Origin of the sequence: Mesorhizobium sp. B2-4-6 (assembly GCF_006442775.1) — a bacterium.
Taxonomy (GTDB): Bacteria; Pseudomonadota; Alphaproteobacteria; order Rhizobiales; family Rhizobiaceae; genus Mesorhizobium.
In genome coordinates, this window is the sequence record NZ_VFVI01000001.1 from 599797 (window position 1) to 615468 (window position 15672).

Annotated in this window: 4 protein-coding genes; 3 read left to right on the top strand and 1 reads right to left on the bottom strand. The window is 64.2% G+C overall.

Annotated features, from left to right (window positions below):
* Positions 1-6 precede the first annotated feature (6 nt).
* Together FJ957_RS02955 and FJ957_RS02960 are read left to right on the top strand one after the other, a co-directional pair.
* On the top strand, positions 7-11583 hold the full coding sequence (locus tag FJ957_RS02955; RefSeq protein WP_140828318.1) for an autotransporter-associated beta strand repeat-containing protein: 11577 nt from the start codon (positions 7-9) through the stop codon (positions 11581-11583).
* Positions 11584-11683: 100 nt separating this feature from the next.
* A complete protein-coding gene (locus tag FJ957_RS02960) occupies positions 11684-12229 on the top strand; it encodes an invasion associated locus B family protein (RefSeq protein WP_140828321.1) in 546 nt (181 codons plus the stop codon).
* 5 nt (positions 12230-12234) lie between these two features.
* Here FJ957_RS02960 and FJ957_RS02965 read toward each other — a convergent pair whose 3' ends face one another.
* Positions 12235-12441, bottom strand: coding sequence for a hypothetical protein (locus FJ957_RS02965; protein ID WP_140828325.1), 207 nt, complete (start codon positions 12439-12441; stop codon positions 12235-12237).
* Positions 12442-12873: 432 nt separating this feature from the next.
* Between FJ957_RS02965 and FJ957_RS02970 the strand changes: the two genes are divergently transcribed.
* On the top strand, positions 12874-15576 hold the full coding sequence (locus tag FJ957_RS02970; RefSeq protein WP_140828330.1) for a PAS domain S-box protein: 2703 nt from the start codon (positions 12874-12876) through the stop codon (positions 15574-15576).
* Positions 15577-15672: the final 96 nt, after the last annotated feature.

The window sequence follows — 15672 nt, forward strand, 5'->3', positions numbered from 1 at the left end:
GGGTAGATGGCTGGGTTGGCCTGCGGCGAACCGATCCACGACCACGTGGGAGCCGGCGATGGCGCCGGCGGGCGAAGATTGAAAGCCGACGGCCGACACCCCGGACGCGCATCCTCCCAAAGGCGTCCGGGCCGCCCGGGGCAGACGGAGACGCGCGTCGCCATCTTCTCGCGCCTGCTGCGCGGCGGCCGCATGACCAAATGGAAAGGCCAGGCGGCAAGCTATGCGCCGAATCTTGCCCACCTGGCTTCGGCGGCAGCTCCGGTCTTGCGTGGTGCGTTTGTGTCGGGCGCGCTGTTGGCCGGACTTGGCGCCGTCCCTGCAGGGGCGGCCGATCTCTATTGGGACGTCAACGGCACCGCTGTGGGCCTCGGCGGTACCGGAGCCTGGAACACCTCGTCGCTGTTTTGGAATCCGAGCAGTGATGGTGTCACCGGGCCGATGGCCAGCTGGAACAATGCCGCCGTCGGCGGCGACAATGCCTTCTTCAACGGCACCGCCGGGACGGTGACGCTCGCGGGGCCGATGACGGCCCACAATCTGGCCTTCGGTGTCGCGGGCTATACAATCGCTGGCAGCACGCTGACGCTCACCGGCACCACGCCGACGATTTCCATTGCCGGAACCACCACAATCAGTTCGGTGATCGCCGGATCAGGCTTCACCAAAGTCGGCGCCGGCGGGCTGACGCTCACCGGCGCGAACACCTTCACGGGTGACATCACCGTCTCGGCCGGAGCACTCGGGCTCGCCAGCGATGCCTCGCTCGGCGCGGCCGGCAATGGCGTCTCGCTTGCGAATGGTACCTCTATCGGCTCGACCAGCGCACTTGCCGCCAGCCGGGTTGTTACGATCGTCAGCGGACGTGCGGTCGCAGGTAGTGGGGCGCTCACAGCGCGCTTCACCGGGGCCGGCGGGCTGCAGGTTTTGGGCACAATCAGCAATGACGCCAACGACTATACAGGTCAGACGGTTTTCGGCCAGGGCACCAACGGCTTCACCTCGGTAGCAGACCTTGGGGTGGCAAGCTCGCTCGGCGCGCCTACGGATGCGGCGTCGGGTACCATCACGGTAAGCGCCGGTGGCGGAGTGGGCGGCAATCTGGTCTATTCCGGTGACGGCGACAGCTCCAATCGCAACTGGCGTTTCAACAACACCTCCAGCGGAGGCAACTATCTCCAGAACCTGGGCACCGGGACGCTGACGCTGACCGGCGGTATTCTTGCCGGCGGTGCCTACGGACTTACCATGAATTTCTCCGCGGCGTCCGGCGACATGGACCTGCTGGGCGTCATCAGTTCCTCGGTCGCCCGGGCTATCGCCTTTACGGGAAATGCTGGCCGGATCATCACCCTCGGGGGCGCCAACACCTACGCCGGGCCGACCACGATCAACACTATCACCGTCAAGGCCGCGACCCTGGCGAACAGCGGTGCCAACAGCTCGTTCGGCACCGGCAACACTATCAATTTCGGCGGCGGCACGCTGAGCTATACCGGAACGGGCGCGGCGACCGACCGCACGCTGACGATCTCGGGCTCCAGCACCATCAGCAATGACGGCGCCGGCGCGCTCTCCTTCAGCGGACCGACGAGCTTTGTCGCGGGCGGCGTCGCCGATACGCTGACGCTCGGCGGCAGCTTCGCGGGGGCGAACACATTCTCGGGCGTGATCTCGGGCGCCGGCAACCTCACCATGAACGGCGCCGGCACCTGGGTGGTGAGCGGCAGCAACACTTTCACCGGCACCACCACGGTCCAGAGCGGAACGCTCACCGCCGGCAGTTCTGCTGCATTCGGGCCTTCCAATCCGCTTGTCGTCAATGGCGGCACGCTTGACCTGGGTGGCTTCGACATAACCGCTCGCTCCTTGGCGGGCACCGGCGGGACCGTGGACCTCGGCAGCAACAACCTGACGGTGAACGGCACGTCGGGCAGCGCCACCTATGCCGGCGTCATTACCGGCACCGGCGGCCTCACCAAGCTAGGTGCCAGCACGCAGACGCTGACGGGCGCCAACACCTATTCCGGCGCGACCAGCATCGGCGGCGGCACGCTGGCGCTGGATTTCACAGCGCCCGGCGCGCCGACGAACAATATCGTTTCCATATCCTCGGCGCTCAATATGAGCGGCGGCACGCTCACCGTGAAAGGTGGCACCGGGATGAACAGCCAAAGCTTCAATGGCCTGAACGTCACGGCGGGCAACAACCGGATCAACGCGACCGCTGGCGTGGGCGGCGTGCTGACGGTCAATCTCGGCGCCGTCAGCCGTACCGGCGGTCTCGTCGATTTCGGCATCGGCACGGGAACGTCGATGGCCACCAGCAACGCCAACGGCGCGCTTGGCGGCTGGGCAACCGTCAACGGCACCGACTATGCGCAAGTGTCGAGCGGCTTCATCACCGCATTCACCGCCTATGTTGATGAGGACAATGCGGCCCTGTGGGCGACTGGCAATATCCTTAGCGACGAAGCCGGCAACGCCAATACGCCCTATTCCGGCACGGTGAACGGCAATGTCGCGCTCGGCGGCCTCAAATACACGGCGGCGGCCAATTCCATCGTCACTGTCGGCGCCGGCAATACGCTCGGCGTGGATGGCACTATCATCGTCTCGCCATCGGTCGGAACCGCTAACCAGACCATCCAGGGCGGCTCCTTGACCGGCGGCGCCGGCGGCAGCGCGCTTGGCGTGCAGCAGAACAGCGGCGGCACCTTCACCGTCGCCTCGAACATTATCAACAACGGTGGCCCGACCTCCTTCACGGTGGGCGGCACGGGAGGCTCGACCGGCACCGGTGTCGTCGCGCTGACGGGCAGCAACAGTTACACCGGTGCGACGACGGTGAGCGGTGCCACGCTCGCCTTCAACAGTGTCGCCAATGGCGGCGCGGCGAGCGGCATCGGCGCCTCATCCAGCGCGTCGTCGAACCTGGTGATCGAGAACGGCACGTTGCGCTACACCGGCGCGACGGCCTCGACCGATCGCGGCTTCACCCTCGTCAACGGCGGTCCATCGCGCACCTTCGAGGTCACCAACGCCGCCACCAACCTGACGTTCTCCGGCCAAGTGACCAGCCCGGACGATGCCGGCTTCATCAAGACCGGCGCCGGCACGCTGACGCTGACCAACGCGAGCAACGACTATGTCGGCGCCACCACCATTGCCGGCGGCACTCTGGCCGTAAGCGCGCTTGCCAATGGCGGGCAGGGAAGCGGTATCGGCGCGGCGAGCAATGCTTCATCCAATCTTGTGCTGCAGAACGGTGGGAAGCTCAGCTATATCGGCGGAACCACCAGCAGCGACCGTGGCTTCACGCTCGGCACCGGCGGCGGAGCTATCGACGTAATCGGCGGCACCACGCTGACGATGAGCGGGGTTGGCACCGGGACAGGCGGTCTCAACAAGGGCGGCGCCGGTGTCTTGGTGCTGTCGGGCACGAACAATTATACCGGCGGCAGCACGGTAAGCGCTGGCATTCTGCGTGCAGGGTCTGCCGGTGCGTTCGGCACAGGGGCGATGACAGTGGCCACGGGAGCGACTCTCGATCTGGCCAACAACAACAACACCGTGGGCGGGCTCGGCGGCGGGGGCAGCGTGCTGCTGGGCGCGGCGACCCTGACGACGAACGGCAACGGCAGCTTCTCAGGCACGATTAGCGGCACGGGTGGTCTGACGGTCGCAGGCGGCACCGAGACGGTAAGCGGTTGCACCAATAGCTATTCCGGCGCGACCATCATAAACGCCACGTTGAGCGTCAGCTGCTTGCGCAATGGCGGACAGGCGAGCGACATCGGCGCATCGAGCAACGCGCCGACGAATCTGCAGGTCAACGGGACTTTGATCTACACGGGCGCCAGCGTAAAGACCGACCGCGGCTTTGCGCTAAGCTCCGGCCAGATCAATGTGTCGAACGCGGGAACCACGCTGGAATTCAGCGGGGTTGCGACGGGAACCCAACTCGAAAAGGCCGGACCGGGCACCTTGGTCTTATCCGGCGCCAATACCTACAATGGCGCTACTTTCGTCAACGGCGGCATCCTCCGCGCGGGGTCGACCAGCGCATTCGGCTCGAGCGGCCTGCGAATGGACACGACCGGGGCAACCCTGGATCTGAACGGTTTCAGCAATACGGTCGGTTATATCAGCCAAGGCAATCTGGGCATTACTGGCGGCAACATCACGCTTGGCAGCGCCACGTTGACGATAAGCGGTATCGGAAGCGCCAATTACAACGGTGCCATCAGCGGCAGCGGCGGGCTTGTGAAGAACGGGGGCAGCATACAAACGCTCTCCGGTGCGGCCAGCAGCTATACGGGCGCGACCACGATTAACGGCGGTATTCTCGCTGCGGCGAACCTGACGAATGGGCTTTCCAACAGCTCGATCGGCGCCTCGGGCTCCGCGCCGAGCAATCTTGTCCTCAACGGCGGCACGCTGCAGTATATCGGGTCCGGGGGCAGCACCGATCGTCAATTTACACTTGGTGCGAGTGGCGGCGGTCTTGGCGCATCCGGTACCGGCGCGATCGATTTTACCAGCACGGTGCCGATTATGCTGTCTGGCAGCGGCAACCGTACCCTGACGCTCACCGGCACGAGTACGGCCAACAACTCGCTTTCGGCGCGCATTGACAATCCCGCAAGCAGCACGACTTCGCTCACGAAGACCGGCACCGGCACTTGGGTGCTCAAGAACCAGACCAGCACCTATACCGGCGCCACGACGATCAGCGGCGGCGTGCTTGCCGTCGACAAGCTCGCCGATGGCGGCCAGGCGAGTTCAATTGGGAAGTCGTCGAACCTGGCATCCAGCCTCGTGATCGGCAGCGGTTCGACGCTGCGCTATACCGGCACGGGCGACACCACCGACCGGCTATTCACGCTGCAGACAGGTGTCAGCTTCATCGAATCGTCCGGCACCGGGGCGATCCAGTTCACCAATACCGGGTCCGCATTATACAGTGGGGCCGGAGCGCGCACGCTGGCGCTGGGCGGCACGAACACCGGTCTCAACATAATGGGCGGAACGATCGTCGACCAGAATGCCACGACCGCGAAAACGACGCTGGCCAAGAATGATAGCGGCACCTGGGTGCTGACGGGCAACAACAGCTATTCCGGCAACACCGTCATCAATGATGGCAACCTGGTCGTCGGCAACGGCGGCACGTCGGGCAACGCCGGCACAGGCAACGTCGTTGTCGTCAACTCGACCTCGACGCTGTCGTTCAATCGCAGCGACACGTTCAACTTTGCCGGCAACCTGAGCGGCGCGGGCAACATCGCCCAGATCGGCGCCGGGACGACCAGGCTGACATCGGCGATCGACAGCAGCATCGGCGGCGCGACGCGGGTCGATGCCGGCATGCTGGAACTGGCGACCAACCTGACCAGCAGCGGCGGCACGACTGTAAATGCCGGCACGCTGCAGGTCGACGCGGGCAAGGTGCTGACCACGCCGACGCTCGCCATGAATGGCGGCTCGACCTTAAACGTCAACGGCACCGTGCAGGGGGCCGGCGCGACGCCGGTGACGATCAGCGGCGACGCCGGGGCAAGCACTATCAACGTCGCCAATGGCGGCACGCTGCGCGGCAATGGCGACCTTGGCGGCGGCAGCGATAACGTCAACCTGACCGGGACATTGAACACCGGAGTGGGAGCGCTCAACCTAGGCGCTGGCAACGACACGCTGACGCTCAACGACGGCGCCGTTCTCACCGGAACAGTCAACGCCGGTACCGGTGGCGAGACAGGCGCGGGCGACACGCTTCGGGTAATCAACACGGTAAATCGCACAGTCCAGGGCGCGGGCATCAGCGGGTTCGAGAGCCTGGACAAGCAGGGCACCGGAACGTTGACGCTTGTTGGTGACCACAGTTACAGCGGTGGTACGACGATCCAGGGCGGGACGCTCCAGGTGGGCAGCGGCGCGACAGCGGGTACCTTGGCGACACCGAGCGTAGCCAACAACGGGACGCTCGCCTTCAACCTCAACAACAACTACAGCTTCGGGGGCGCCATCTCCGGCACCGGCGCGGTCAACAAGCTCGGCACCGGCATCACCACGCTGACCGGCAACAACAGCTATAGCGGCGCCACCAACGTCAATGCCGGGACGCTGCTGATCAACGGCAACCAGTCGGGTGCTACCGGCCCGACATCGGTCGCGAGCGGCGCGACCCTCGGCGGCACCGGCACCATCGGCGGCAGCGTCACCGTGGCCGACGGCGGCACGCTCGCCCCCGGCGGCGCGGGCAATATCCCCGGCACGTTGACCATCAACGGCAACCTCGCGCTGGGCAACTCCAACCTCAACGTGGACTTCGGCCAGGCAAACGTGCCCGGCGGCCCGCTCAACGATCTCATCAATGTCGGTGGCAACCTGACGCTCGACGGCACGCTCAATGTCACGCAGAGCCCGGGAGGAACCCTAGGTCCCGGCGTCTATCGCATCATCAACTACAACGGCACTCTGGCGGATAACGGCCTAACCGCCTCGGACCCCGATTATTTCGTGCAGACCTCGGTGGCCAACCAGGTCAACCTTGTCAACTCGGCCGGGCTGACGCTCAGCTATTGGGACGGCAACGCCGGCCCCGCCTCCAATGGCGCGGTGAATGGCGGCAGCGGTACCTGGCTGGCCGCAGGCGACCAGAACTGGACGGATATCACCGGAACGTTCGCCGCGCCATTCGCAAACGGCGGCTTTGCTATCTTCCAGGGAGCCGCTGGCACGGTGACGGTGGATGGCACGAACGGCCCCGTTTTGGCCGCCGGCATGCAATTCGCGACCGACGGCTACCTGGTCCAGGGCGCGGACATCGGCCTGGTCGGCCCGCAATCGATCATCCGCGTCGGTGATGGAACGGCGGCGGGTGCGGCCTATGGCGCCACGATCGCGTCCAACCTGACGGGCGCCACCCAATTGGTAAAGACCGATCTGGGCACGCTGGTGCTCGGGGGCACCAACACCTACACGGGTGGCACCGCCATCAATGGCGGCACGGTCCAGGTCGCGTCCGACGACAATCTCGGCGACGCGTCCGGCGGGCTTTCGCTCGATGGCGGCACGCTGCACACGACCGCCAACGTGAACTCGTCGCGTGCGGTGACGCTCAATACGGGCGGCGGCACCTTCGACACCGACAGTGCCACCAGCTTGGTGCTTACCAACACGGTGAGCGGTTCCGGGAGCTTGAGCAAGGAGGGCGGCGGCACGCTGGTGCTCAGCGGCGCCAACAGCTATCAAGGTGGCACCGTCATCGATGGCGGCACGGTCCAGATCACCGCCGATGCCAATCTCGGCGATGTGGCCGGCGACGTCACCTTCGATGGCGGCACGTTGCATGTGACCGGGCCAGGCCTGACGTCCGCTCGAGACGCCACGCTCAACGCCGGTGGCGGTACGATCGCCGTCGACAACTTCGTGGAATGGTCTGGTACCATAGGCGGGACCGGTGCGCTCACGGCGGGCGGTCCCGGCTTCCTCGCCCTCAGCGGCGACAACACCTATACCGGAGGCACGACCATTGCGAGCGGGGTTCTGCAACTCGGCAACGGCGGCGCCTCGGGCTCGATCCTGGGTGATGTCGTCGACAACGGCAATCTGGGCTTCGATCGCTCCGACACCTATAGCTTCGACGGCCTGATCTCGGGCACTGGCGAGGTCACACAGGTGGGCACCGGCACTACGGTGCTCACAGCCGACAACACCTATGCCGGCACGACGTCGGTATTTGGCGGCTCTCTCTACATCGACGGCGATCAGAGCGCCGCGACAGGCCTGACGTCCGTCAACGCCGGCACGCTGGGCGGCAATGGCATAATCGGCGGCGACGTAAGCTTGGGGCCAGGCGCTACACTGGCCCCAGGCAGTGTCGGCGTTACCCCCGGCACACTCACCATCAATGGCAGTCTTCAGCAGGCTGGCGCTACCCTGGACTATACCTTCGGCCAGGCTGGCGTCGTCGGCGGCGCCTATAACGATCTCACGATCGTGCATGGCAATCTGACGCTCGACGGCACGATCAATGTCACCGAGGCACCCGGCGGCAATTTCGGGCCGGGCATCTATCGCGTGATCAGCTATGACGGCGCTTTCGTCGACAACGGGCTGACCAGCAACTCGCCCAACCGCGTCGTGCAGACCTCGGTCGCGGGCCAGGTGAACCTGGTCGATATCAGCGCGATGACCCTCAACTTCTGGGACGGCGATGCCGGACCAAAGGCCAATGATGGTGTGGACGGGGGCAACGGCACCTGGCGGGCGGCAGGCGGCGACAATTGGACAGGGCCGGACGGCGACATAAACGCCGCCTTCTCGAATGGCAGCTTCGCAATCTTCGCAGGTAGCGCTGGTACGGTGACGGTCGACAACACCAACGGCCAGGTGCAGGCGGCGGGCATGCAGTTCGCCACCGACGGTTATATCGTCCAGGGACAGGACATCGAGCTGGTTGGGTCAGCGGCGACGATCCGGGTCGGCGACGGCACCCTGCCTGGTGCAGGCTACACGGCAACGATCGCCTCGAACCTCACCGGCGCCAGCCAGTTGGTCAAGACCGATCTCGGCACGCTGGTGCTCGGCGGAACCAACAGCTATAGCGGCGGCACTTCAATAGAGGGCGGCAGACTGCAGGTTTCGGCCGACGCCAATCTCGGCGATGCGGCGGGCGCATTGTCGTTCGACAATGGCGCGACGCTGCAAAACACCGCCGCGTTCGGCTCGGCGCGCGACGTCACGCTCAATGCCGGCGGCGGCATGTTCCAGACCGATGCCGACCTTACGCTCTCCGGCTTGATCGGCGGCGCGGGCGGATACACCAAGACGGGCGCCGCGGCGCTGACACTGACCGGGACCAATTCCTATGCCGGGCCGACCACGGTGGCGGCAGGCGGGCTCTATGTCGACGGCGACAACAGCCTGGCCACGGGGCTTACCTCGGTTGGGATCGGCGCCACGCTTGGCGGCAAGGGCACGATCGGCGGCAACGTCACGGTGGCCGACGGCGCGACGCTCTCGCCCGGATCGGCCGACGGCACGCCGGGCACGCTGGCGATCGCCGGAGATCTGACGCTCTCCGGCGGCTCGATCCTCAACTACAGTTTTGGCCAGGCGAATGTCGCCGGCGGGGCGCTCAACGACCTCACCACCGTCGGCGGCAATCTGACGCTCGCCGGCACGCTCAATGTCACTGTCTCGCCGGGCGGAACCTTCGGCCCCGGCATCTACCGCGTGTTCGATTACAGCGGGAGCTTGACCAACAACGGCCTGTCCGTCGGCTCCATCCCGTCCTCGAACTACTTTGTGCAGACGTCCGTCGACCATCAGGTCAACCTCGTCAACACGCAAGGGCTGAACCTCAACTATTGGGACGGCGACGCCGGCCCGAAGTTCGACGGCACGATCAATGGCGGCAACGGCACCTGGCAGAGCTCTTCGGGCAACGACAACTGGACCGAAGACACCGGGTCGATCAACGCAGCCTATTCCGACGGCGCCTTCGCCATCTTCGCCGGCCAGGCCGGTACGGTGACGGTGGACATCGGGCTCGGCCAGGTGACGGCCGCCGGCATGCAGTTCTCCACCGACGGCTATGTCATCCAGGGCGGCGATATCGGCCTGGTCGGCCCGCAGTCGACGATCCGGGTCGGCGACGGCACCAGCGCGGGGGCAGGCTACACGGCAACGATCGCCTCCGCGCTCACCGGCAATGCCGAGCTCATCAAGACGGATGCCGGAACGCTGGTGCTGACCGGCGCCAACAGCTATAGCGGCGGCACCGCCATCAATGGCGGCACGCTCAGGGTCTCGGCCGATGCAAACCTCGGCGATGCGGCGGGCGGGCTCTCCTTCAACGGCGGCACGCTCAACACCACCGCTAGCTTCGCCAGTGACCGTGCCGTCGACATTCTCGGCCAGGGCACGATCTCGACCGACGCCGCTACCACCTTGACCCTGCAGGGGGCACTGGCCGGGTCGGGCGCGTTCAACAAAGCAGGAGATGGAACGCTTGTCCTGACGGCCGCTGGCTCGGCCTTCTCGGGCCCCACCTCTGTCCAGCAGGGCACGCTCGCGGCGGGCGCGGCAGACGCGTTCAGCTCGGGTTCGGCCTTCAGCGTCGCCTCCGGCGGCACGCTCGACCTTGCCGGCTTCGACCAGACGGTGGCCTCGCTCGACAACAGCGGCGCGGCGCGGCTTGGTGCTGCGGCGCCCGGCACGGTGCTGACGGTGACCGGGGACTATGTCGGCAATGGCGGCAAGGTCCTCATCAATGCCGCGCTGGACGGCGATGCCTCCACGACCGACAGGCTGGTGGTGCATGGCAGCACCTCCGGCACCGGCATCCTGGCGGTCACCAATGTTGGCGGCGCGGGCGCGCAAACCAGCGAAGGCATCAAGATCGTCGACATCGACGGCAGCTCGGCCGGCACCTTCACGCTTGCTGGCGACTATGTCTTCGAAGGCGACCAGGCCGTGGTCGGCGGTGCTTACGCTTATCGGCTCTACAAGAACGGCGTCAGCACGCCGGCCGACGGCGACTGGTATCTGCGCTCCACCCTGATCAACGACACCGGCCCGCTCTATGCACCGAGCACGCCGCTCTACGAGGCCTATGCCGGCGTGCTGCAGAGCTTCAACGAACTGGGCACGCTGCAGCAGCGCATCGGCAACCGGACATGGGGCGAGGGCGCGACGCCACAGGGCGCGGACGTGCCCGGCCAGGGACCGGTCGACGGCAACGCCATCTGGGCCCGCATCGATGCCGCCCATGGCAAGTTCGAGCCCAAGACCTCGACCACCGGCACCGACTACGACGTGACCACCTGGAAGCTCAACGCCGGCGTCGACGGCCTGCTGCATGAGAGCGAGGCCGGTACCCTTTTGGGCGGCATCACCGTCCACTACGGCACCGTTTCATCGGATGTCTCGTCGACTTTCGGCACCGGCTCGATCTCTGCCACCGGCTACGGCCTCGGCGGCACGCTGACCTGGCTCGGCAACAGCGGCTTCTACGTCGACACCCAGGCCCAGGTGACCTGGTATGACAGCGAAATCAACTCGGCCGTGCTGGGCAAGCTTGCCGACAGCAACAACGGTTTCGGCTATGCGCTCAGCGTCGAGAGCGGGCAGAAGATCGCGCTGCGCTCCAACTGGTCGTTGACCCCGCAGGCGCAGCTTTCCTACTCGGCGGTCGATTTCGACAAGTTCACCGATCCGTTCGGCACGATCGTGTCGGCCGGCAGCGGCGACAGCCTGATCGGCCGCCTCGGCATCTCCGCCGACTACGAGGACCAGTGGGCCGACAGCGCCGGCCAGGTGAGCCGGGCGCATGTCTACGGCATTGCCAACCTCTACTACGACTTCCTCGACGGAACGGATGTCGATGTCTCCGGCGTGAAGCTTTCCAGCCAGAACCAGAAGTTCTGGGGCGGTGTCGGCCTCGGCGGGTCGCTGGACTTTGGCGACGGGAAGTACTCGGTCTATGGCGAAGCGCTGGCCAAGACCAGCCTGGCCAGCTTCGGCGACAGCAATGTCATCAGCGGCAAGCTTGGCTTCAGCGTGCGCTGGTAGCGGCGGCGACGAGGCATCGGGCATAGCCTGGCTGAACAATCAGAATGCGCCCGGATGTACGAACTCTCTGCGGGCCGACTTTTTGAAAGATGGAAACGGGATGAAACGAAACAGACGAATTGGATATGCCACGCTGATAGCCACAAACCTGCTCTCCTTTGCTGCCGCATTCGCGCAAGAGGCCTCCGGTCTCCCCGGCGGGGCGACCTCGCTCAGGGAAGGGCATGGCGACTGGACCGTTTCTTGCAATCTCGCCATCCAGAACGGCGCCGGTGTGAAGGTCTGCGCACTGTCGCAGGAGCAGACGGACAGCCAGTCGCGCCAGCGCGTGCTGGCGATGGAACTGCGCCCGGCCGGCGAGGCCGTCCAGGGAACGCTGGTGCTGCCGTTCGGGCTGGCGCTGGACCAGGGTGTGACGCTGCAGGTCGATGACGGGCCAGCCCTGCAGCCGCTCCGCTTCCGCACCTGCCTGCCCGGCGGCTGCATCGTCGACCTGAACTTCGACGCCCAGACATTGGCGACCTTGCGCGACGGCAAAAGCCTCAAGGTCAAGGTGGTGGCGGACGGCGGCAAGGAGACGGTCCTTTCCCTGTCGTTGAACGGCTTTCCCAGCGCTGTCGACCGGACGGCGGCGCTGTTGAAGTAGACGTTCTATTTCCCGTATCGCTGCTCCAGCGCTTCGGCAATGTGTTCGCAAAGCAACTCCCCGGTGACGATGGTGACGTGGAGACGGATGCGTGCGCCCTGCGGATCGACCATCGTGACCACCGCGCCGCGGTCGGAGTATTCGAACATATCCAGAACCTTGTGAATGACGAAGTCAGCTACGTTGGGCACCGAGCCGGCGTGATCTTCCACGGCCTTCCTCCATCCCGAAATCAGCGGATCATCCCTTTGGTCGGCAGTCGTGTGTCTAGAAAGTCTCCGACAGCTGTCCGATCGTTAAATATGTAGCGGCTTGTATTAGCGTCCAGAAGAATATTACCGCTCCGCAGCATCCATTGCGCATGTCCTTGGAGCGGGCGGCCTCTCGGCAGCCAAGCCGGGAATCGGATCTTTGACTGGCTGCTTTCCGCATAGGTCTGGATAAGCGTCAGGTCGCGGTGCCGTGCAAGCGTGCGGCGAACGGCTCGAAATAGCGGCATCATCGATTCGCCGGATTTGCTGGCCCGGCGCCGGCGAACGCCTTCAGCATAACACCTGCCGTTAATGGCCGGATGAATTGTGCAGCCCGTTGGAACCTCTTGCGAAATCGGGTGTTAAGCTGCGTTTAGGGGAATTCAACCTTTCATGGAACAACGAGCTTTGCCCTCCAGCATTTCTGGCGCGAAATCCTTCGCCGATGAAAGGGACGTCGAACGGCACCGAGCGGTCCTGCTCCCCGGCAGCGAACTGGAAGATTTCTTCGAGAATGCAGCCGTTGCTCTCCACCTGGTGGCGAATGATGGAACCATTTTGCGCGCCAATCGAGCCGAACTGGACTTATTCGGCTATGCCGCGGAGGAATACATCGGCCGCAACATCCGGGAATTTCACGCCGATCCCGCCGCAATCGACGACATTTTGAACCGTCTCTCTCGGCATGAGCACCTTCAACATTATCGCGCGAGGTTGCGCGCCAGAGACGGCTCCATTCGTTGGGTGGAGATAACATCGAACGTGCGTTCGGTTGGTGGTCAGTTCCTCAACACGCGCTGCATCACCATCGACGTGACTGAAAAGGTCGAAGCGGAAGAGTTGTTGCGCGAACAGGAGCAGAGACTTGCCCTGACCTATCACAGCGCTGGTGTGGGAATCGTGGAAGCTGACGCCGAAGGCCGGCTGCTGCGGGTGAACGGACATTTGTGCCGTCTTTTGGGCTATACGCAGGAGGAGCTTGTTGGTCGATCGATTTTCGATCGGACCTTTCCTTCCGACGTCGAGGCGGATCGCACGAAATATCGCCAACAGGTCGCCGGCGAGATCAAAAGCTACACAATCGAGAAGCGGTTCGTGCGCAAGGACGGGTCGCTTTTCTGGGCTGTCGTGACGTCTTCCAGCGTCTACGACCGCAGCGGGCGGTTTCACTACGCGGTACGGGTGCAGCACGATATCACCGAGCGGAAAGAGATTGAGGCGACGCTCGCCCGAAGGGCCGAGGAGCAGGCTGCGCTGCATCAATTGACCGAAATGCTGCAGCACGCCCATACCCGCGAAGACGTCTACGAGGCTGCGCTCGATGCGATCCAGCGCGGGCTAAGATGTCAGCGCGCTTCTATTCTGCTTTTGCAAGGCGGGATCATGAAGTTCGCCGCCTGGCGCGGCTTGTCGGACGCGTATCGAAGCGCCGTGGAAGGCCATTCGCCCTGGTCCGCAGCAGACCACGATCCGCAGCCCATTTGCATGCGCGATGTGGAACAGGCAGAGCTCCCCGGCAACTTGAGACACGCAATCCGAACAGAAGGCATCGGCGCGGTCTGTTTCATTCCGATAATCGAAGGCGGGCGTCTGCTGGGCAAGTTCATGGCCTATTTCGACGAGCCGCACGATTGCTCGGCAGAAGAGATTGAAGTCGCCCGGACAATCGCGCGGCAGCTCGGGTTCGGCATTGAGCGCGTCAAGGCACAGAATGCAGTCCAGCGACTGGCAGCAATCGTGGAGTCGTCCCATGACGCCATCGTGAGCAAAGATCTCAGAGGCATCGTCTCGAGCTGGAACCGCGGCGCCGAGCGCTTATTCGGCTATACGGCCGCCGAGATGGTAGGCAAGCCCATCACCACTATCATTCCCGAGGATCGGCTGGATGAAGAGCCGCTGATATTGGGTCGCATCCGCAACGGCGAACTCGTGGATCATTTCGAAACGGTTCGCCGCCGCAAAGACGGAACGCCGGTGGATATCTCTCTCACAATATCGCCGGTGCGGGATGCGTCAGGCCGTACCGTTGGAGCTTCCAAAATCGCCCGAGACATAACTGACAAAAAGGTAGCGGAAGCGAAGATACGAGACAGCGAGCGCCACCTTCAAGACCTGCTCGCCGCCATTCCTGCCGCGATCTACACCACCGATCGCGACGGGAAGATCACCTACTTCAATGAAGCGGCGGTGCAACTCGCCGGACGAACGCCCGTGATTGGCACCGACGAATGGTGTGTGACATGGAAGCTCTACTGGCCGGATGGAACGCCGCTTCCCCACGATCAATGTCCAATGGCCATTTCGCTGCGCGAAGGGCGGCCCATCCGGGGATATGAAGCGGTGGCCGAGCGGCCGGACGGTACCCGGGTTCCATTCATTCCCTATCCCACACCGATGCGCGATGCGGCTGGAAACATCACCGGCGCCATAAACATGCTGGTCGATGTGAGCGAGCGTAAGCAGGCCGAAAGCCAGCAACGGATCTTGCTCGACGAGCTCAATCATCGCGTGAAGAACAACATGATGATGCTGAAGTCCCTGCTTTCGGTGGCGTCGAGGACCAGCAAGAGTTCGGAGGCTCGGACCGTTCTGGATGAGGCCAGCAAGCGGGTGGCCGCCATGGCTGCCGCTCAGCGGGTCCTCTATGACACGCCCGATGCCATCAACTTCAGTGCTGAACCTTTCCTGGAAGCTGTTTGCGAGACGGCAAAACAGATGTTCCCCCCAGCCGTCCAATTGCTCTGCGAGGCGGATCCGATCCAACTGCCAAATGACATTGCCATGCCGCTGGCGCTCACGATCAACGAGCTTTTGATCAATGCCGTGAAGTATGGCTTGCCCGGAAATGGGCATGGAACCGTTCGCGTTTCCATCAGACAGAACGGCCCAAGCATTAAGCTGGTGGTCGAGGATGAGGGCCCGGGATTCGAACTGACTTCGGTGCGCTCGTCGTCGTCCGGCCTGCGACTTGTCGAAGGCCTAGTGCGACAGATCGGCGGGAGGTTCGAAGTCAGCCGGCACCCGTCCAGATGCACAGTGTTTTTTTCTCAGATGCCTCAGGAGATTGGCCTTGCGACCAAAAGCAGCGATATCTGAGCTAAACCGTGCGGGGGACGTCAATCGATCCTTCAAACCGCAAGTGGTTTTCTCCCGGGATGATATGAGCGGCGGACAGGCCGAGACCACTCGGAG

Excerpts from the sequence above, each read along its gene's own strand:
- FJ957_RS02955 (WP_140828318.1), top strand. The coding sequence starts at position 7 with ATGGCTGGGTTGGCCTGCGGCGAACCGATCCACGACCACGTGGGAGCC.
- FJ957_RS02960 (WP_140828321.1), top strand. The coding sequence starts at position 11,684 with ATGAAACGAAACAGACGAATTGGATATGCCACGCTGATAGCCACAAAC.
- FJ957_RS02970 (WP_140828330.1), top strand. The coding sequence starts at position 12,874 with ATGGAACAACGAGCTTTGCCCTCCAGCATTTCTGGCGCGAAATCCTTC.